Source organism: Inquilinus limosus (assembly GCF_051487185.1).
In the GTDB taxonomy this organism is placed as follows: Bacteria; Pseudomonadota; Alphaproteobacteria; order DSM-16000; family Inquilinaceae; genus Inquilinus; species Inquilinus limosus_F.
In genome coordinates this window covers 1-18,482 of the sequence record NZ_JAHVDK010000057.1, presented here as the reverse complement: position 1 = coordinate 18,482, position 18,482 = coordinate 1, and the positions used below count along the sequence as shown (strand labels likewise).

Annotated in this window: 19 protein-coding genes; 10 read left to right on the top strand and 9 right to left on the bottom strand. The window is 65.6% G+C overall.

The annotated features are described in order from the left end of the window. The 3 genes from KXR53_RS34955 to KXR53_RS34945 all read right to left on the bottom strand — a co-directional run. The coding region (locus KXR53_RS34955) for an NAD-dependent epimerase/dehydratase family protein (RefSeq protein ID WP_437379654.1) at positions 1-136 on the bottom strand (136 nt) is incomplete at its 3' end. Between the two features lie 486 nt (positions 137-622). Next, positions 623-1,675, bottom strand: coding sequence for a tyrosine-type recombinase/integrase (locus KXR53_RS34950; RefSeq protein WP_437380237.1), 1,053 nt, complete (start codon positions 1,673-1,675; stop codon positions 623-625). 20 nt (positions 1,676-1,695) lie between these two features. After that, positions 1,696-2,238, bottom strand: coding sequence for a 2'-5' RNA ligase family protein (locus tag KXR53_RS34945; protein ID WP_437380236.1), 543 nt, complete (start codon positions 2,236-2,238; stop codon positions 1,696-1,698). A 373-nt stretch (positions 2,239-2,611) separates the two neighbouring features. Here KXR53_RS34945 and KXR53_RS34940 point away from each other — a divergent pair, with 373 nt between their 5' ends. The 4 genes from KXR53_RS34940 (at position 2,612) to KXR53_RS34925 (ending at position 4,774) form a co-directional block, all read left to right on the top strand. After that, positions 2,612-3,109: an ArdC-like ssDNA-binding domain-containing protein gene (locus tag KXR53_RS34940; protein WP_437380235.1), complete on the top strand. Its 498-nt coding sequence runs from the start codon at positions 2,612-2,614 to the stop codon at positions 3,107-3,109. Then, positions 3,088-3,513, top strand: a complete 426-nt coding sequence (locus KXR53_RS34935; RefSeq protein ID WP_437380234.1) for a zincin-like metallopeptidase domain-containing protein — start codon at positions 3,088-3,090, stop codon at positions 3,511-3,513. The genes KXR53_RS34940 and KXR53_RS34935 overlap by 22 nt, the downstream gene beginning before the upstream one ends. Continuing rightward, entirely contained in the window at positions 3,504-3,899 is a 396-nt protein-coding gene (locus KXR53_RS34930) for a DUF2958 domain-containing protein (RefSeq protein WP_437380233.1), read from the top strand. Before KXR53_RS34935 ends, KXR53_RS34930 begins: the two co-directional genes overlap by 10 nt. A 551-nt stretch (positions 3,900-4,450) precedes the next feature. After that, the gene (locus KXR53_RS34925) at positions 4,451-4,774 is read left to right on the top strand and encodes a DUF736 domain-containing protein (protein ID WP_437360446.1); all 324 of its coding nucleotides are present in this window, start codon (positions 4,451-4,453) and stop codon (positions 4,772-4,774) included. Positions 4,775-4,783: 9 nt separating this feature from the next. Here the strand turns inward: KXR53_RS34925 and KXR53_RS34920 are convergent, their stop codons facing one another. Both KXR53_RS34920 and KXR53_RS34915 read right to left on the bottom strand, forming a co-directional pair. Beyond that, on the bottom strand, positions 4,784-5,041 hold the full coding sequence (locus KXR53_RS34920) for a transposase (protein ID WP_437380232.1): 258 nt from the start codon (positions 5,039-5,041) through the stop codon (positions 4,784-4,786). Beyond that, positions 4,978-5,961 carry an IS110 family transposase gene (locus KXR53_RS34915; RefSeq protein WP_437380231.1) on the bottom strand — a complete coding sequence of 328 codons (984 nt, stop codon included), beginning with the start codon at positions 5,959-5,961 and terminating at the stop codon, positions 4,978-4,980. The genes KXR53_RS34920 and KXR53_RS34915 overlap by 64 nt, the downstream gene beginning before the upstream one ends. A 542-nt stretch (positions 5,962-6,503) precedes the next feature. Here KXR53_RS34915 and KXR53_RS34910 point away from each other — a divergent pair. Continuing rightward, complete coding sequence (locus KXR53_RS34910; RefSeq protein ID WP_437380230.1) at positions 6,504-6,863, top strand: hypothetical protein; 360 nt, start codon at positions 6,504-6,506, stop codon at positions 6,861-6,863. Between the two features lie 199 nt (positions 6,864-7,062). Here the strand turns inward: KXR53_RS34910 and KXR53_RS34905 are convergent, their stop codons facing one another. From KXR53_RS34905 to KXR53_RS34890, 4 genes are all read right to left on the bottom strand, one after another. Next, complete coding sequence (locus KXR53_RS34905; RefSeq protein WP_437380229.1) at positions 7,063-7,734, bottom strand: Na/Pi cotransporter family protein; 672 nt, start codon at positions 7,732-7,734, stop codon at positions 7,063-7,065. Continuing rightward, positions 7,698-8,771, bottom strand: a complete 1,074-nt coding sequence (locus tag KXR53_RS34900; RefSeq protein ID WP_437380228.1) for a Na/Pi cotransporter family protein — start codon at positions 8,769-8,771, stop codon at positions 7,698-7,700. The genes KXR53_RS34905 and KXR53_RS34900 overlap by 37 nt, the downstream gene beginning before the upstream one ends. A 314-nt stretch (positions 8,772-9,085) precedes the next feature. Then, positions 9,086-10,072, bottom strand: a complete 987-nt coding sequence (locus tag KXR53_RS34895) for a PLP-dependent cysteine synthase family protein (RefSeq protein WP_437380227.1) — start codon at positions 10,070-10,072, stop codon at positions 9,086-9,088. 29 nt (positions 10,073-10,101) lie between these two features. Next, positions 10,102-10,959 carry a DMT family transporter gene (locus KXR53_RS34890; RefSeq protein ID WP_437380226.1) on the bottom strand — a complete coding sequence of 286 codons (858 nt, stop codon included), beginning with the start codon at positions 10,957-10,959 and terminating at the stop codon, positions 10,102-10,104. A 517-nt stretch (positions 10,960-11,476) separates the two neighbouring features. Here KXR53_RS34890 and KXR53_RS34885 point away from each other — a divergent pair. From KXR53_RS34885 to KXR53_RS34865, 5 genes are read left to right on the top strand one after another with little or no spacing between them, the layout of a single operon-like run. Next, positions 11,477-13,234: a carbamoyltransferase family protein gene (locus KXR53_RS34885; protein ID WP_437380225.1), complete on the top strand. Its 1,758-nt coding sequence runs from the start codon at positions 11,477-11,479 to the stop codon at positions 13,232-13,234. Between the two features lie 55 nt (positions 13,235-13,289). Then, the gene (locus KXR53_RS34880) at positions 13,290-14,639 is read left to right on the top strand and encodes an aromatic ring-hydroxylating oxygenase subunit alpha (protein WP_437380224.1); all 1,350 of its coding nucleotides are present in this window, start codon (positions 13,290-13,292) and stop codon (positions 14,637-14,639) included. A 37-nt stretch (positions 14,640-14,676) separates the two neighbouring features. After that, positions 14,677-15,684: an L-histidine N(alpha)-methyltransferase gene (locus tag KXR53_RS34875; RefSeq protein WP_437380223.1), complete on the top strand. Its 1,008-nt coding sequence runs from the start codon at positions 14,677-14,679 to the stop codon at positions 15,682-15,684. Then, entirely contained in the window at positions 15,651-17,207 is a 1,557-nt protein-coding gene (locus tag KXR53_RS34870; RefSeq protein ID WP_437380222.1) for a pyridoxal phosphate-dependent decarboxylase family protein, read from the top strand. The genes KXR53_RS34875 and KXR53_RS34870 overlap by 34 nt, the downstream gene beginning before the upstream one ends. Positions 17,208-17,216: 9 nt before the next feature. Continuing rightward, the gene (locus tag KXR53_RS34865; protein ID WP_437380221.1) at positions 17,217-18,131 is read left to right on the top strand and encodes a fatty acid desaturase family protein; all 915 of its coding nucleotides are present in this window, start codon (positions 17,217-17,219) and stop codon (positions 18,129-18,131) included. Positions 18,132-18,482: the final 351 nt, after the last annotated feature.

Below are 18,482 nucleotides of genomic sequence, written 5' to 3'. Positions count from 1 at the left end.
GGTCGGCCACCAGCAATGTGCAGTCTTTCCGGGCGAGCCGCCTCAAGAGTGCCGAACCGACCATGCCATTGTGGCCGGTGACCCAGACCCGTTTACCCCGCAACTCCAACGGCCGGTCGGCAGATCCGTTCGACATTCAAGCGCTCTCCGTCCGAAAAAATCTGCAGATTTAGTTTATATTGTCGTACATTTGTATTGTTCAGGCATTTACATCAGAATTGATTGTAGCTCTCCTGCCTGGTCAGAGCATCTTGGCAACAGAGATAGTATGAGTACCGCTAGCGAGTAGCATCGGCTCCTGCCGAGGATGCAGCCTCGTTGCGCCGGCGCCGAGGTCAGCGACAGCGCGAGCGGAACCGCTCCCGAGGGGACTCACTGATCCTGGTGCCTGCTCTCGGGCCACGCAGGCGTGGCAATCCGGACTACGGAAAAACGGCATTCTGCTCTGCGATGCGACGGCGCTCAGCATCTCCGATAAGGCGATCGGAGCGGGATGGCTCCGTCGCCACGGCCTGCCTCAGCTCTTGCCCTTGCTGCACTGAGCTGTCGTTGTTTGCTCCGGGCAGGCCATACCAGCCCGTCTTCAATCGTGGGGCGACGATCGGATTGTTCAACCCGTGGCCTATCCGTCGGCGAGGAGCTTGCCGGTGAAATTCCCCTGCCACAGGCTCGAGTGCCGCCGATAGCCGCGGGCGGTCCGCGCGTCCTTCCAGCGGCCGTGCTGCATCGCCGCCTCGAGCGGCACGCCCTTACGGTCGGCGGCGGTCATCATGCCGGCGCGCAGGCTGTGCGCCGAAAACTCCCCCTCCGCCAGCCCGGTCCCCCTGATCACGCGCTTGACCAGGCGGGCGACGGTCTTGGTGTCGATCGGCTGCAGTCGGCCATCGAGGCCATAGGTGAGATGCCCGCCGCGGTCGATCCGACAGAAGAGGGGACCGGGCGTGTCGCCGCGGGCGGCGAGCCAGGCGGAGACCGCGGTGACGGCGCAGAGCGGCGATTGCGGGACCGCCTGGATCCCGACCTCCTCGCCGCGACGCTCCTGGTCGGTCTTTGAGCCGGCGACGAACAGCACCAGGCCTTCGCTCGTGAAGGTGAGGTCCCGGAGGTCGAAGCCGGCGAGCTCGGAGCGACGGAGGCCGCCGGCGAAGCCGGTCAGCAGCAGCGCCCGGTCGCGCAGACGCCGCTTCGGATCGGGCGCGGTCTCCGGATCGAGCAGGATCATCGCCGCCCGCAGATTCTCCTCGAGCAGCGCGGCTTTCTTCTCGGGCCTGGTTCCCTTGGTCCGGCGCAGGCCGGCGAGAAAGGCCTGGAACTGGGCGTCGTCGAATTGCAGCGGGCGGCCGAGCCGCCGGCGGATCATCAGGACCGCGGCGCGGCGCAGCTCGATGGTGGAGAGCTTGCGGGCCTCGGACAGCGCGGTCAGGTGCATCGCCAGCCAGGAGGCGTCTGCGATTTGCGGATCCAGGCCGAAGCCGAGGCACCATTCGCTCCACTGCCGCCAGGCGGTGCCGTAGGCGCGGCGGGTATTGGCCGAGAGCGAGGCCTCGACCAGCGCGTCCGCGCGTTCCGCCAGGCGGCGGATCTCGGCGATCTGGGCTTCGGTCAGGGCGGCATCCGACGGCACGGCAGCCGCCGTGGTCTCCCGCTGCTTGCCGGTGATGAACGCGTCTGCCATGCCCCCCTCCCCTCCCCCGCTCATGGTTCCGCCCGCAACGCCCCTGACCACAGCACCTCGACCGGGTGGAACCGGACGAGGGATATTTTGTTCAGCACCGCCGGCCGCGGCTGCCAGGCGGCGATCGCGTTGCCGACGGCCAGCGGCACGGTGGCCGGCCGCAGGCCTTCACCGAGCGTCACATGCGGCACCCAGGCCCCGGGCAGGTAGTGCGCCCAGCAGCGCGGGCCGGCGGCCCAGGTCGCCTGGTGATAGGCGCGGTGCAGCGCGAGGAGCTCGGCCGAGATCACTGGTGCCGCGAACAGCACGGCGGGCGGCCCCGGGAACAGGCCCAGGCTCGCCAGCTGGATGCCGAGGGCGGCCTGGCCGTCGGCAAAGCGCTGCAGCGACACGGCGGCGGCCGCCGGAACGAGGCGCTCGTAGACGCCGAGCGTGACGTGCGGTGTCACCTCGGCCCGCGGCGGCGTCATCGCGTCGCAATCGGCGCGCTCGACGGCCTCGATCAGCGGCGCCAGGGCGGCAGCGCTCAGCGGATCGAGATCGAGGTGGACGGCGAACGGCACAGGGCCTCCGGAGCGACTGAGGCTCAGAGTCTACCCGCGCATCGCCCCCTCCGAAAGCCCCAACGCCCGATAAGCCCCCTTATCGGGGGCAGATATACTATAATTATCAAGTATAAATTTTGAATTGACCTTATAAAAAGTCGACCCATTCCAACATTCGCAATGTAAACAATGTCCCCGTCCGCGGGGTGGGCGCCGCGTCCTTATAGGCCCGCCCGGGCCGGGCGCAGCCCCTCGCCTGGGGCTCGGGGCCTTCCACTTCGTTCCAGCCTCCGGTGCGCCCGGCCCTTGCTGGCGGGCCTCCCGGCCGCTCTTCGCCGCCCACCCCGCTTGGCCGGGGACGGGCGGGTTGGAGAGCCAAGGGAGAGACCCGATGCCTGCTGTCGAACACCGCTCGGAACCCGACCGGCCGTCCCTCTATGCCGAGGTCACCGGCCGCATCGTGAGTGAACTGGAGCAGGGCCGGGTGCCCTGGGTCCAGCCCTGGGGCCAGAGCCCCTGCCCCCTCGGTCTGCCCCGCAACGCCGTCTCGGGGCGCCGCTACTCCGGCATCAACATCCTGATCCTGTGGGATGCCGCCGTGGCTTGCGGCTTCCCCTCGCAGGACTGGCTGACCTACCGGCAGGCGCTGGAGCTGGGCGGCCATGTCCGCAAGGGCGAGCGCGGGACCATGGTGGTCTATGCCGACCGCTTCGTGCCCAAGGCCGAGCGCGAGCGCGCCGACCGGGAGGACGACGAGCCCGCGGGCGTGCCGTTCCTCAAGCGCTTTGTCGTGTTCAACGCCGCCCAGTGCGAGGACCTGCCCGAGCGGTCGGCGGCGCCGTGCCGGTGGTGCCGGACAACGCCATCGTGCCCGAGGCCGATGCTCTGATCGAGGCCACCGGCGCCGATATCCGTGTCGGCGGCGCCCGCGCCTTCTATGTGCCGTCTCAGGACTTCCTGCAGGTGCCGCCACGGTCTTCGTTCTTCGCGCCGATCAACTGGTACCGCACCTGCTTCCACGAGCTCGGCCACTGGACCGGCCATCCGTCGCGGCTCGACCGCGACTTCTCCGGCAGCTACGGCTCGGTCGCCTATGGCCGCGAGGAACTCGTCGCCGAGATGGCCAGCGCCTTCGTCTGCGCCTCGCTCGGCATCGTCCCGACCGTCCGCCATGCCGACTATCTCGGCGTCTGGCTCGAGCTTCTGCGCGAGGATGTACGCGCGATCTTCCGCGCCGCCAGCCATGCCAGCCGGGCCGCCGATCTGCTCCTGGAGGCGGCGCCATGCTCCTGATCCCCGATCCCCTGCGCGAGCGGCTGGTCGCCAACTTCCGGGCAGGCCCCGAGCACGATCCGGTGCCGGTGGTGAAGCTCTATGCCCCCTGGGGCGTCGCCTGCTGGCTGCTGACCGAACTGATGGAGGATGGCAACACCCTCTTCGGCCTGTTCGATCTCGGCTTCGGTTGCCCCGAGCTCGGCTATGTCAGCTGGGCCGAGCTGGAGGCCCTGCGCGGCCCCTTGGGCCTCGGCATCCGGCGGGACGAGCGCTTCGCGCCGACCCGCCCGCTCTCGGTCTATGCCGGCGCCGCCCGGCTCTGGGGCCGCGTCGTCGAGGACGAGGTCCTGCTCGCCGACGCCGCCCGCCACCTCACCCCGCTTCCGCCCGCTCCGGGCGGTTGAGCCTGCGCCAACGGCCCAGTCCGACCGCTCAAGGCTCGCCTCGGCATCATCCGCGACTGCCTTGTGGGAGCCAACGGGCGCGATAAGGTCGAGGGCTGGACGCCCGCCTGGATGGCCTTCCCGGCCCGGTCCTACACCGATCGCGGCGCCCTCGCTTGAGGCGCAGCAGCAGGGGCGGCATCGCCGTCCCTGCCCTTCCTGGAGCCGCTCCCGCCCCGCGCGGGAGCGGTCTTTTGCTGTGCCCGTCAGCCGGCCGGCGAGGCTGCCGTGGCCGCGCCGGCATGGCGTCTCCCCGGTCCGGCCGGGGCCGGTCCCGCCGCGCGTGGCTTATGGACCTACGGGCGGCGCCGGCCGTCCCGAAACCCTCCCGGACCGGTTTTCTCCCCGCCGCCTCCGGCGGCTCCTCGCGCCCGCTCCGCTCCACAAAACCGGTCCGTCCGGGTCCTCCGCTGCCGCTCCGGCCCTGACGGGTTCGGGCCGCCCGGTCTCGCCCGCCACGGTCCGCCATCGCGGCGGGACAGGCCACCGCGACATTCAGAAGGAGACACGCCATGCCCGCGATCGGTCACGTCACCAAGCTCGCCACCGGCGGCTACAAGGGCCAGATCAAGACCCTCTCCATCCGCGCCGAGATCGACATCGTCCCCAATGCGAGCAAGTCCGGCGACACCCAGCCCGACTTCCGCGTCCTCACCCAGGGCGTCGAGATCGGCGCCGGCTGGATCCGCACCGGCGAGGCCTCCGGCAAGCCCTATGTCAGCCTGTCCCTAGCCGCCCCCGAGTTCGGTCCCCGCAAGCTCTACGCCAATCTCGGCCGCGCCGCCGGACAGGACGATCCCGATGTCTTCGCCCTGATCTGGAACCCGGCGGATTAATCCCTCTCGTCAAGCGGCGGATCGATGGTTCGCTTGGTACGGTGTACGGCTTCGCAGCATCGTCCAGAGCACGTCGATCCGCCGTCTGGCGAGCGCTATCAGCGCCTGCTGATGCCTCTTCCCCTCCCGGCGCTTTCGCTCATAGAAGGCGCGGCTTTCCGCAGTCCTTAGGGAGCAATAGGCCGACTGGTAGAACACGCGCTTCAGGACCTTGTCACCGCCTCGAGGCTGCCGGCTGTGGCTGGATTTGCCCGATTGCCGCAGCACCGGCGCCAGGCCGGACGCCGCGGCGAGCGCATCAGCCGACCGGAAGCGCTCGATGAACCCATTGCAGCGATCAGGCTCGCCGTCAGCACGACGCCCATGCCTGGCAAGCTCCGGACGAGATGACCATCGCGGTGGGCATGCACCAGGTCAGCGAGCTCGCGATCGATCGAAATCACGCGAGCCCGACATGCGAGGGCTTCAGCTGCCAATTCGCGGAGCAGGTCTGCAGCCGCCTTCTCACCAGGAATCGAAATCCGCTGCGCCCGCGCCGACACAAGAGCGCACTCAGCCAGGACTTCGGAGCGCCAGATCTGACTGCCGCTGCGAAGATAGGCCGCGATCTGTTCGCACCCGGCCTCACGAATCTCGTACGGCGACACATATCGCGTCAGCAGCCAGAGGTCCGACTCGCTTGTGAGATCGAGCTGCCGCTCCAGACCAGGATGAACGCCGGCGAGAAGGTAATGCAGCCGCGACAATCGCCGATTCTGCTCCTCGATGAGATCGCGCCTGCGGCCGACCAGAAGCCGGATAGCCACCGTCAGATCATCGTCGAGCCGAACTTCGCGGAGGTCCCGGCGGACACGGACTTGCTCGGCAATGACGCGCGCGTCGCGTCGGTCAGACTTCTTCTCACCGCCGATCGTGGCCTGCCGCGCACGATTCACAGCAATGCCGGGCACGTAGACGAGCACGAAGCCGGCCGCGAGCAAGGATGCCTGCAGAAAGGCGGCAATGCTCCCCAGCACATCCACTCCAATAACAATCTCACCCGGCAGCGAGTGAAGCGTGTCGACGAATGCCTCCAGCCCCTCCGGTGTGTTGTCCAGCGGTCCATCCCAAAGCGCGGTTGCGGATTCGTCGACCGCGGCAGCCCAATGCACGTCCTTGGCAACGTCTATCCCGACCGAGATTCTCATGCTTTCCCCCCCAGGATGAGGCACGTCACCCCGGATCCGCCGGCACTACCCTACATCGCCATCGACGGCATTGATCAATCAGCGGTCGGATCTGGGGACGGTGCGGAGGGAACCATCGGGTGAGCCATCTGGGCAGCCAGACTGAAGTCCATGCCCGCACCGTCGACGCAGGAGGAGCATGCTCGCATGCTCCTCCTGCGGAACTCATTCGAAGTTCGAAAACACTGTAGGGCCGACTGAGCCTCGGCCAGCCGCCCTCGCCACCCGCGGGGGCGGCTCCCGCCTCGGCCGCAGTGGCTCCGGCCGAAAGTGCTGCGGCCAGACCGGCACCACCGGTGAAAGGGGCATCGTCTCGGCCTGCCCATCCTACCAGCCGGAGGCGAAGGCTCCGTCAAGGATGCGCGGTCCCCCCGAATTGCTGGCGCAATTCGGCTCCCCCGCGCCCCGCTCCGCGGCGCCTGTGGCGTCCCTGACGGAGCCTCCGCCGGCTGCTCCTGAGAGGTGTCCTCGACGAGGAGGACGGCTCACTGACGGAGGATCCGATGTGCCCCTTCGACCATCCGCACGCTTCGTTCGACCGCTTCCCGCAGCTCGTCCGCGACCTCGAAATCGAGTTCGGACCCGACGGACTCCAGGCCGTGGTCGAGCGGTTCGTCGCTGCTGAATTGGCCGACTTCGTGTGGGACGGCCGCATCGCCGAGACGCCGCTCGGAGCCTACGAAGACAGCGATGACAACGAATTCGATGGCTCCGATCTCGTGCGCATCCTCAGCATCTTCCACGGCCGATATCGCGTCGCGACCTGCGTCGTCGACCGCTCCCGGAGGCTTCAGATGATGCTCGTCATGCACGAATTCGACGACCTTTCGAGCGCCGAAAACGCGTTCCGAAACGGCGCCTGAGAGGCCGGATCAAGGCCTCGGAGAGCGGTCGATCGGACCGGCCGCTCTCCAGTTTCGACGGCCGGCAGATCGATAGATTGGATTCGAGGGATCGTAGATGGGCGGGCTCGGGGCGGCGGGGGCCGGGAGGGCGGGCGGTATGGCAAGATGAAAGCTCCGGCACACCCCGGCGACTAAGTCGTTGTCTGCACATCCTTTCTCATGGCGCCATCGGCGCCGGGCCCGGCGCCATCCTGGCGCCATGCCCTGTTCCCACCTTCGCCTCTGCCCGCACCCGGCCTGTTGCGCCGACGGCATCGAGAGCGGAATAGCCGGCCGCGACGATATGGGAATTGATGCGCCTGGTGTCGCGCAGGATGTCGAGGTGCAGCGCGCTGGTCTCGATGCTTTCGAGACGGCCCTCCCGCAGCCGGAGGAAGTGCGTCTCGGTGGCTTGGCGTTCGAGTTCGCGGAACACCTCCTTCTCGGCAATCAACCTGGCGGCCGCGTGGGCATCGCCGGTCATGAACACCGCGACGGCAAGCTTCAGGTTGGCCAGCAGCCGATCGCACATGGCGCGGATCTCCTCGGTGCCCTCGGCCGAGAAGGCCAGGCGGAACCGGATCCTCTTGGCCGCCAGCTCCATCAGGTTCTTATCGATGATGTCGCCGATGTGCTCGAGGTTGATGGCGAAGCTGAGCACGTCGGAATAGCGGCGGCTGGCCTCGTCATCGAAGCCGTCGCGGCTGATCCTCGTCAGGTACAGCTTGATCGCGCGGTGCAGGCCGTCGACGCCGTCGTCCATGCGGCTGATCTCGGCGACGCGCCTGCGGTCGTCGGCCTGGAAGGCCTCGATTACGCCGCGCAGCATGGCCTCGACGATGTCGGCCATGCGCAGGGTCTCGCGGGCGGCGTTGGCCAGGGCGAGATGCGGGTCGGACAGGGCGCCGTCGTCGAGATGGAGCGGCGTGCCACGATCCTGACCAGCGACCGGGCGTTCGGGCAGGAGCCGCTCCAGGAATCGCGCCACCGCCGACAGGGCGACGAAGAACGGCGTCGCCAGGGCCAGATTGAACGCGGTGCGAAGTTGGCCGCCAGCCGTATCGGATCAGAATCGAGCTGAAGCATGAGGTCGACGGTCGGGCCGAGCAGCGGCAGCACCACGGCAACGCCGATTGCGCGGTTGAGCAGAATGCCGATCGGCAGCCGGCGGTTGGCCGGGCGACCGCCGCTGGCACCCTCCGGCACCGGGTTGACCGCACTGCCGAGATTGGCGCCGATGACGAGCGCCACCACAGCAGCCGGCTCGATCACGCCGGCCCCGGCGAGCGAAATGACGAGCAGCACGATGGCAACGGAGGAGTGCACAGCCCAGGCCAGGGCAGCCGCGATCAGCACGCCCAGCATCGGGGCCGATGCGACTGTGCCGAAGATTGCCCGAACCGCGGGCACCTGCACCGCCGGCTCGATCGCGACGACCAGCAGGTGTAGCGCCAGCAGGATCAGGCCGAGGCCGATCCAGACCCGGCCGAGGTCGCGGATGCGGGTGCGGCTACCGCATTTGAACGCGATGACGCCGAGCAAGACCAGGACGGGCGCGACCAGCGAGATCTTGAGGGACAGGACCTGCACGATCAGGGTGGTGCCGACATTGGCGCCCAGCATGACAGCGAGTGCCGGGACTAGGCCGATCACGCCGGAGGCGACGAAGGAGGTGGCCATCAGCCCGGTGGCCGTGCTGCTCTGCAGCGCTGCGGTCACCCCGAGCCCGATCAGAAACGCATTGACGCGGTATCGCAGGCTGCGGCCCAGCACCCGGCGCAGGTCCGAACCAAAGGCGCGCATCACGCCAGTCGACGCCATGTGCACGCCCCAGAGCAGCAACGCGACATAGCCGGCCAGGTTCAGCAGCGTCAGCGTGCCGGTCATGGGGACGTCGAAAGCAAGGCTGGTCTCCCGTCAATCCAGCTTGGAAAGGGCCCGGACCCTAGGATGCTTGGCCTTACCATCAGCAGTCTGCAATCGTCATGGGGGCGGCGGATTTGGGACAAAGCGTAGGAGCACGGCACCCGAGCCGCTGCCTACGTCAGTCAGCTCGAACGTCGACGAGGTGAGCAGTGAACGCTTCTGTCCGGAGTCTCCTGGAGGAGTTGATCGAGGCCTTCGGCCACCGCGTTGTGCATCAGCGAATCCTTTCACCGACTGCCGGTGTGTTGTTGAAATCTGGAGTCTAGGGGGAGCCTCTAAACCATTGGCACATTGTAGATTTTTGAGAGGTATTTCAGGCCTGTGTCGGGAAGGACCGTCACGATAGTGGCAGGTTCGTCGAGACGAGTGGCGAGTTGCATGCAGCCCCAGATGTTCGCTCCAGAGCTTCCGCCAGCGAGAATTCCTTCCGCTTCGGCCAGCGCCCTTGCAGCCTGAAATGCGTCATCGTCGTTGAACTGAAGCACCTCGTCTATAACCCCGAAGTTCATGCATCCGGCGATGTGATCCTCCCCCACTCCCTCGACCCGATATGTTCCAATGTCGGAGCGATCGAAGGAGCCGGTATTGAAATACCGGAAGTAGATGGAGCCAACCGGGTCCGGCAGGAGAATATGAATTTCGGGGTTTCGTTCCTTCAGGTATTGGCCAATGCCGGAGACAGTGCCCCCGGTGCTCCCGCTCGCGACGAAATAGTCGATGTGGCCCTGGGTCTGCTCCCAGATCTCTGGCGCCGTTCCGAGGTAATGGGCTTCCGCATTCTTGAGATTGTCGTACTGGTTGATCATGAACGAACCGGGGATGGACGCGGCAATGTCCCTCGCCCGCTGGACATAATGATCCGGGGCGCCGGGTGGGGCGCCGGTCGGGCAAACAACGATCTCCGCCCCGAGTGCCCTTAGGACATTCTGTTTCTCGGAGCTGACTTTATCCGGCATCGTCAGGACAGCTCGATAGCCTCTGGCGGCTGCAATCATGGCGATGGCGGCACCTGTGTTGCCGGACGTGTTTTCGACGATTGTGCCGCCAGGGACGAGGCGTCCCGAGCGCTCGGCATCGGCCACGATGTGGCGGACGATGCGATCCTTGATGCTGCCCGTGGGGTTGAGGAATTCGAGCTTGGCCAGCACGGTGATGTGCGGCTGCGGGAACAGCTTGGCCAGGCGAACGAGAGGCGTCTTACCCACGACGTCGATGACTGAGGGGTACTGAGGGGCACTGGCGCTCGGGGCTATATCGGTCATCGTTCGCTCCGCTTGGAGAGGTTCCGAGGCTACGTCGCGCTGGATGGTGAGGCCGGTACTGGCTGGGGCTGCCTGGCGAGGTAGACGCCGGCCGCGCAGAGCGCGAGCGCTCCGACCGTTGCCGGGTGCAGGGACTCGCCGAACATGCCCCATCCCCAGATCATGGTGACCGGGGGGGTAAGATAGATCAGGCTTCCGATCCGAGTGGCAGTGGTTCTCTGCAGACAGAGCCAGTAGAGGCCGTAGCCGATGATAGTCGAGAAGACGATGAACCAAGCGACGGCCGCGGCGAACTGGGCCGTCACCGTCGGGATCAGGCCTCCATCGCCGACGGCGAGCGGCGTGAACAGGAGGGCGGTGACGGCGCTCTGGATGCCGAGTCCTGCGACCAGGCTCACTGCCGAATTCAAGGCCTTGGCGACGAGGGTGGCGATGACGAGCGCGACGGTCGCGCCGAAGGAGAGCCCGTAGGCGAGGGTTGGAGCCTGGCCGGCTTCACCGCCGACGGCCAGCGCGACGCCGCAGAAGCCCAGCGCAAGGCCCGCCCATTGGCGGCCGCGAACGAGTTCGCCAAGGAGCGGGCCCGCGAGCGCCGCGGTCATAAGGGGCTGCAGCGCCGAGATCAGGGCGGCGGTTCCTGTCGGAACACCGAGGGCGATGGATTTTACCCCGAGGGCCAGGTAGGCGAACATCGCCAGCACCCCAAGGAGAGCCTGAATCGCAACATCCCTCGCCGTGAGTCCTTTGCAGATCTGCAGGACCACGAAGGGCGCGAGGACGACGGTCACCAGCGCGAAACGCCAGAACAGGACCTGGTAGATGGATGCGGTGTCCGCTGCCAGCCGGGCGCCGATGAAGCCGGAACTCCAGGCGATCACAAGACCCATTTCAAGCGCGCCATTCACGATCCGTCGGTGAGATGCCATTCCCAACCCTTGCCTTTCAAATCCGTGCGATTCATGTATTATAGATAACGTTGCACGTTAGATTCTTGCGATACAATAGGTCTGGTGCCGCATTCCTTACTTGTCCATCCCGTGCATGAACGGCAACCTCCAACATGAGTCATAATATAAAATGCCATAGATTGGCGGATAATTAAGAGACTGCGTAGCGATATACGGTGGTCCATACCGCTGGACGCGTTTGCGCTCAAACATTGACTTTGATGATTGTGCAGATTCCAGCTTGACGCAGGCAAGAGGGATTCGGCAGTGTCGATAGCGAGGCGGTGATGGGGCAACGATCCTAGCGGTCGGACCGCCCCTCTCGGCTCCAAGGGCGTCAAAGACCCGCGAGGCTTCCTGCTGAACTCAGTCCGTCTGTTTGCTGCTCCCGACCTTCTCCTGATTGGATTCGGTTGCCGCTACAGCTGTGCCGCTTTGGACCTGGACCGGAGGGGGCATGAACATCATCGGTGTGAGCGGTCTCGACACTGCCGTGCCCTTCAAGCGATCGGAGTTCCCAGCGTTGTCGGAGCGGCAGTTCCGGTTGATACAGGGTGCCGATGCGGCGGCGGCATTGATCATCGATGGCGAAATCGTCGCGGCGGCGGCGGAAGAGCGCTTCAACGGGAAGAAGCATTGCAGCGATTTCCCATCGAGAGCCATTGCATTCTGCCTGGAAGCAGGCCGGATTGGGCCGGAGAACATAGACGAGATAGCCCACTGCTTTGATTATTCTCACCATCGGGCGACATACGCTCACGACGACTATGGGGCTCGATATTTCGACAGCGTGTATGACCGGAAGAACTTGGTCGCTGCGGTTGCCCGGGCGCTGCCGGATTTTCCCCAAGCGAGAATTCGGAACGTCGACCACCACCTGAGCCATGCTGCTGGCGGGTACTGGACGTCGGGATGGGACGAGTGCCTCGTGGTCGTGATCGATGGAATGGGGGAAGTCGATGGCGCGACGGTATACGCCGCGAAGCAGGGATTGCTGGAGAAGCTCGGATCTCTCCCCGGTGATCACTCCCTTGGGATCTTCTATTCAGTCGTGACCTTTCATCTCGGCTTCGACTTCAACGCCGACGAATACAAGATCATGGGGCTGGCGCCATATGGGGATCCAAGCCGGTACCGAGCGTTCTTCGACACCGAAGTCGTGCTGACCGACGACGGGTTTTGCCGGATTCCTTGCCTTGGACTGAACCGTGACCCGATCGATCGCGACAACTACCTGCGGACCCTGGCGTACCTATCCGAGAAGCTGGGGCCGGGGCGCGACCCGGACGGCGCGATCGAGCAGGACCACATGGACGTCGCAGCGGCCTTGCAGGAGACGTGCAATCGGGCCCTTCTGCACATCTGCGATCACTATCGGCGCCTGACCGGCCTGAAGCGGCTGGTCCTGACCGGCGGCGTAGCCCAGAACTGCACGGCCAACGGGCAGATCCTGAAGGCCGGCCTGTTCGACGAGATCTACGTTCCGCCCGCGGCGGGGGATGACGGCGCAGCGCTTGGGGCAGCGCTGTATCGGGCGAGCCTGGCGAGGGAAGTCGAGAACAGGCGCCGCGGCGTACCGTTCTATGGTCCTGGATACTCGGCCGAGCGGCTGTCGTCGGCGTTGGGGGAGTTCGCTGACAGGATCGAGGTGGTCGGGTTGGAAAGCCTCAGAGCGACCTGCGAGCGTGCAGCGGCCGATATCGCCGATGGTCAGGTGGTCGCCTGGTATCGGGGGCGCATGGAGTTCGGCGCGAGGGCGCTGGGCAATCGCAGCATCATCGCCGACGCGACGGATCCGGCGATGCGGGATCGCGTCAACTCGATGGTGAAGAAGCGAGAGGCATTCAGGCCGTTCGCGCCGGCAGTGTCGCATGCCCACGCCCAGCACTGGTTTGACATCGCTGGCGGTGCGGACCTGTCCTACATGACGGTGATCGTCGATGTCAGAGAAGAGCATCGAACGCGCCTCCCAGCCGTGACCCATGTAGATGGGACGGCTCGCGTCCAGACCGTCTCGGCAGCCGAGAATCCCGACTTCCATGAGCTGATCATGGCGGTGGGACGCCGGACCGGCGTGCATATGGTTTTGAACACCAGCTTCAACGTTCGGGGCCAGCCGATCGTGGACACGCCGGAGGATGCGATCGCGACGTTCCTGCGGACGGGCATCGACGCGCTCTATCTCGGGAACAACCGGATCTCCCGCAAGGCATAGCAGGGCGCATCGGTCGAGGTCGCCGGCCTCTTATTACTCGAAAGGTATTGCCGCCATGGACCAACTCGGCCAGGAGCAACATATCTCTCCGGCGATGGATCGGGACCCACGCCGGTCGGCCCCGCTTCCGGCGTGGCACTACACCAGCCCGGAAGCCTTCGCCGCAGAGCGCGCGCGGATCTTCTTCAGATCATGGAAATATGCGGCGCACGTGTCGGAACTGGCGGCCTCGGGATCCTTCATCACGCTGAACCTGCTCGATCAGAACATCCTCCTTGTTCGCGGCCATGACGATGTCGTCCGGGCGTTCTTCAATGTCTGCCAGCACAGGGCGCACGAGCTTCTGAAGGGGAAAGGTGCGGTTTCGACGATCCGATGCCCGTATCACGCCTGGACCTATGACCTGACCGGGGCGCTACGCCGAGCGACGAAGGACGCCGGTCAGGTACGGTGCGAGACGGTGTCGTTGACGCCGATCCGGGTCGAAGAGCTGTGCGGCTTCCTGTTCGTCAACTTGGACCCGCATGCCGCACCGCTGTCAGAGGTCGGGTCGCAGTTTGCCGAGGAGCTGAAGCGGTACGTTCCCGAGTTGGGGTCGCTGAGGAAGGTCGGATACTGGGTCGAGGAGCGCGAGGCGAATTGGAAGCTGGTCATCGAGAACGACGTCGAGTGCTATCACTGCCGCACGGCGCATCCATACCTGAGCAGTCGCCTGAACCTCGCGGCGTATCGTTCGGTCGACAACGGGGTGTTGACCACGCACCTGATCGAACGCGACGCCGAGCGCGATGTGCCGGCCGGCTGCCCCACCGCCTTCGTCTATTGGTATCTGTGGCCCGACACCGAGGCGCGGATGATGCCCGGGCCGAGCAACTTCGCGATCTATACGACGGAGCCGCTGGGACCGACGAGAACGCGGCTGCACTACCACCACTTTGTCGGCGCGAGTGTCACCGCCGCCGATCTCGAGCGCATCCGGCATGATCCGGAGGTGGATCCAACCGTCGCTGAAGACGTGGCGCTGGTCGAATCCGTGCAGCGCGGCATGCGATCGCTCGGCTATCGGGGAAGCTCGTTCGTGGTGGACGAGGACAGCGTCTGGACCGAGCACTCAGTGCATCATTTCCAGCTTTTGGTGGCCGATGCGCTGTGCGTCCCGACGGCGCAGGGCGACCTCCGGCTGTCCATGGCGGTGGGCGACGAGCCGCAGCCGAGGGAGGTTCTTGGACATTGGCTCGATGCCGCGACGGTGCAGGTCCGGACGCCGTGTCCGCTGGCCATCGGCACACCGGTCCAGCTCGCGCTCGAGGGCTCCTACGGGCTGAGTTGGAGACGGGGGCGGGTGAGCCGGCTCGTCGCGGCGGCGCCCGATGGGCCTGGAATGGCGGTGCAACTTCATCCCTAAGGCGTCGCGCGCCGGCTTCACAGGGCGAGGAGGCAGCATGGATGGCTTGGACAATCGGAGTGCCGCGGCCACCGGGTGCCCGGTCGAGAGTCCCGTCGATCCTGCGGCGGTGGCCGCGGCCGCGGACCTCATTGCCGGATTGACGGCGGAGAGCCAGCGCTATGTGCCGTCTCGGTTCAGCTACAGCGATGAGGGATCCAGACTGTACGAACAGCTGTGCCAGCAGCCCGAATACTACCTCACGAGAACCGAGCGGAGGCTTCTCGAGGTCAATGCTCCGGCGATCGCGGCGGCGATGGGGTCGGTGGATCTCTATGAACTCGGGGCCGGCAACTCCGAAAAGACCGCGCTCCTGCTGCGGGAGCTGCAGGCGCGCGATCCTCGGATCACGTACCGACCCATCGACGTGAACGCGTTCATCCTGGGAAAGGGACAGGCCGAGCTCGTGCGCACGGCGCCAGGACTGCCGGTGGAGCCGATTGTGGCGACTTATGAGCAGGCGCTGGAGGCGATGGCGCGGGATGGAGGCGCCAAGCGACGCGCCATCGCCCTTCTCGGAAGCTCGTTCGGAAACTTTCGCCCGGGGCCTCGGGAGGAATTCCTCGCGAAGGTCCGGAACGCACTGCTCCCGGGCGAGACGTTCCTCCTGTCGACCGACCTGGACAAGCCCGCCGAGATCCTGACGGCGGCCTACAACGACCGCGCGGGCATATTGGCGTCGATGGAGCTCGGCGTCCTCCGGACTCTGAACGAGGCGTTCGGGGCCGACTTCGATCCAAAGGACTTCCGGCATCTGGCCTTCCACAATGCCGCTGAGATGCGCATCGAGTCCCATCTGGTGTGTCTGCGCGACCACACCGTGCGCCTCCCGAAGCTGGGCCTGGAGCTTCAGTTCAAGGAAGGCGAGTCGCTCTGCAACGACGTCATGAACAAGCCGACGCTGGAGTCGCTTGCGGATGTGTTGGCCGCGGCCGGTTTTTCAATCGCCCATCAGTGGATAGAGGAGCCGAAATGGTACGCCATTCTGTTGCTCAAGAGGGAATAGACGGCTGCCTGCCGCAAGAGCTGGCGAACCTCTTCTCGGCCCCTTCGATGGGCTTTATCGAGGAGCGGCTGCGATTGTTTTCGCGGCCCGTTCTGGCCCGACTGGGAGATCCTGCGCCCCTTCCCTTCCCGCGCGACAGCGATCCGGACGTGATCCGGAGCGCCTTCGCGGACGAGTTTCCGGATCTGGGCGAGCCGCTGGAACAGGTGCTGGATCACCTGGGCCGGCACGCACTGCCGTATTGCAGCAACAAGCGGGCCCGGCGATATTTTGCCCAGATGGACGTGCCACCTGCGGATCTGTCGGTGTTCTCGGGGCTTCTGATCCGGGCGATGGCACAGGATCCGATCGCGTATTCGTCTTCGCGATCGGGCACGTTCATAGAGAAGCAGGTGTCGCAGTGGCTGAGCGAACTGATCTTCCCGGGCGTCGCGGCGGCCGGCGGAGTGATGACGTCCGGTGGAACGCAGTCGAACTTTCAAGCGCTGCTGCTGCTGAGAAATCTGGCCTTTAAGGCCCTGGGAATCGACGTTTCCAGGCTAGGGCTGCAAGAGGCGCTGAGGGCCTCTGGAAAGCGCGATATTGCATTTCTGGTCTCGCCGGTCGCGCACCAGAGCATATTCACAGCGCTCCGCTTTCTCGGGCTCGGCGATCGGTCGGCGTCGGTGGTGGCAGTGGATGAGGACGAACAGATCGCTGCCTCGGACCTGCGGGAGAAGCTGGCCTCGGCGCGGGACACCGGCGTTCTTGTCGCCGGCGTGGTGCTGACGGCCTGCACGACCGGGTGCGGCGCGGTCGATCCCCTGGAGGAGGCGATCGAGGCGGCCGACGAATTCGGGGTCCCCGTCCATGTCGATGCGGCGCATGGCGGGATGTTGCTGTTCTCCAGGCGGCATGGACAGCGCCTGACGGGTATCGAGAAAGCAACCACGGTGACGTTCGACCCCCACAAAATCTTGGGCCTGAACCAGTCGCTGGGGTTCCTTGCGCTGCGGGACACGAGCCTGCTCAACGCCATGGGAAAGGTCGAGCTGCAGTATTACTGCCGGGAGCGCGAGCCGGATCTGGGCGACTGGACGATCGACAACTCGCGCAGCCTCAACTCTCTCGGGGCCTGGATCCTCATGCGGTCCATCGGCCGCCGCGGATATGAGGGCATCGTGGACCATGTCATGGCACTGTCCGAGACATTCAGGGAGCGGATCCGCGACCATGCGCGATTCCGGATCCTGTGCGATGCGCCGATGAACGTAGTGGCATTCGGGCTGGTCGGGCCGCTGGAGGAGAAGAACGACCGGACACAGGCGCTGTTGAACGGCGTGCTCGCCGGCGGAGAGTTCGCGATCTCGCGCTATTGCCGAAGGAGCGGCGAAGTCCTCCTCAGGGCGGTGTTTGTCAATCCGGCAAGCACGATTGAGGATGTCCATGCGCTGGCCGACCGGCTGATCGACGTCGCCGAGACGCTGAATGGGCGGTCGGGAAACTCGACAGCGGATGCGATTCCCACCGCAAACGTCGCGTGAGGCCGGACGGTGAGCGCGGCGGAGCTGCGGAGGAGTGTAGGTCAAGCCACCCTTGTGGATCTCCACCGGCGGCCCCAATGGAAGCCTTTGGCGCACGCGGCGGTGGTTCTGGCGACCTATGGTGCTTTGGTGGCCGTCATAGCGATGGTGGGCTCCGTGTGGGTCCAGCTGGTGGCTTCGGTCATGCTCGGGGTGATGTTCGTCGGCTGGTTCTCGGCGATCCACGAATGCGTCCACGGAATGTTCCTGGACAGCAGGAGGCTCAATCACTTGGCGGGGGTCTTCTGGTCGTGTCCGACCTTCCTCAATTTCTCGCTCTACCGGTTCTACCACCTCGAACACCACCGCCACACCGCGGTGGACGGAGACCCGGAGCCGCGGGGAACCTACCGGACGATCGGCGAGTACATGCGGGGGCTCACGACCATCTGGTTTCCAGTGCGCTTCCTCAGGATGGCCTGGCAGGCGCAGTGGGGCGCGTATCCGGCATATGTTCGGCGGCCAGGGCACAGGCGCGCCGTGCGTGGCGACAACGCGGCGCTCGTGGCATGGGCGACGATGGTTATGGCGTGCACGGTCAAGTTCCCCGAGACGATGGCGTTTGGCTATTGGGTGCCGCTGCTGATCTACTTCCCGATGCTGAGTGTCACGGGGCTGCCCGAGCATTATGGTTGCGATGAAGGTGACGATGTCACCAAGAATACACGTTCAACGAATTCGAACGCATTGTTCCGATATTTCTACTGGAACAATAACTACCATGCGGAACACCATGCATTTCCACAAATCCCCTACTGCAATTTGCCGCGACTAAGCGGCCTGATTGCAATGAGGTTCAAGTACCGAGCTAGATCATATACGGAATTTCACGTCGATCTTGTCCGTTCTCTGGTTCGGCGCGATGGGCAGGAATCCGATGGATGACCGACTCCGGAGATCGCCGAGAAGCATTTGCCGGCCGGCCAGACGGGACTGCGCCATATGCGGCCATCGCGCCGGTGCCCCGAAACCGGTCATGCCCGGACCCAACGTATCCGGCCGCTTGCCGACCGCCAGGGCGGTTTGGAGTGCCCCGCAACCGGACGTCGCCCGAGGTCCCGTTAAGCGGACACGACCGCAGGCGGCAGATTCTGTTGAAGAAGTCGGCGGCAGAGAGGGCGCTGGAGCGACGGCGAGCAGGCGCTGTGGAGCCTGAGGCCTCTCAGGCCGGTGTCGGCTGCGGCATCGGGATGAGCTTGGCGAGCTTGCGGAGGTTCTGGGCGGCCGCGGCGAGGT

Excerpts from the sequence above, each read along its gene's own strand:
- KXR53_RS34870 (WP_437380222.1), top strand. The coding sequence starts at position 15,651 with ATGGTACGCCATTCTGTTGCTCAAGAGGGAATAGACGGCTGCCTGCCG.
- KXR53_RS34950 (WP_437380237.1), bottom strand. The coding sequence starts at position 1,675 with ATGGCAGACGCGTTCATCACCGGCAAGCAGCGGGAGACCACGGCGGCT.
- KXR53_RS34890 (WP_437380226.1), bottom strand. The coding sequence starts at position 10,959 with ATGGGTCTTGTGATCGCCTGGAGTTCCGGCTTCATCGGCGCCCGGCTG.
- KXR53_RS34905 (WP_437380229.1), bottom strand. The coding sequence starts at position 7,734 with ATGGCCGACATCGTCGAGGCCATGCTGCGCGGCGTAATCGAGGCCTTC.
- KXR53_RS34885 (WP_437380225.1), top strand. The coding sequence starts at position 11,477 with ATGAACATCATCGGTGTGAGCGGTCTCGACACTGCCGTGCCCTTCAAG.
- KXR53_RS34910 (WP_437380230.1), top strand. The coding sequence starts at position 6,504 with ATGTGCCCCTTCGACCATCCGCACGCTTCGTTCGACCGCTTCCCGCAG.
- KXR53_RS34880 (WP_437380224.1), top strand. The coding sequence starts at position 13,290 with ATGGACCAACTCGGCCAGGAGCAACATATCTCTCCGGCGATGGATCGG.
- KXR53_RS34940 (WP_437380235.1), top strand. The coding sequence starts at position 2,612 with ATGCCTGCTGTCGAACACCGCTCGGAACCCGACCGGCCGTCCCTCTAT.
- KXR53_RS34895 (WP_437380227.1), bottom strand. The coding sequence starts at position 10,072 with ATGACCGATATAGCCCCGAGCGCCAGTGCCCCTCAGTACCCCTCAGTC.
- KXR53_RS34930 (WP_437380233.1), top strand. The coding sequence starts at position 3,504 with ATGCTCCTGATCCCCGATCCCCTGCGCGAGCGGCTGGTCGCCAACTTC.
- KXR53_RS34925 (WP_437360446.1), top strand. The coding sequence starts at position 4,451 with ATGCCCGCGATCGGTCACGTCACCAAGCTCGCCACCGGCGGCTACAAG.
- KXR53_RS34915 (WP_437380231.1), bottom strand. The coding sequence starts at position 5,961 with ATGAGAATCTCGGTCGGGATAGACGTTGCCAAGGACGTGCATTGGGCT.
- KXR53_RS34900 (WP_437380228.1), bottom strand. The coding sequence starts at position 8,771 with ATGACCGGCACGCTGACGCTGCTGAACCTGGCCGGCTATGTCGCGTTG.
- KXR53_RS34875 (WP_437380223.1), top strand. The coding sequence starts at position 14,677 with ATGGATGGCTTGGACAATCGGAGTGCCGCGGCCACCGGGTGCCCGGTC.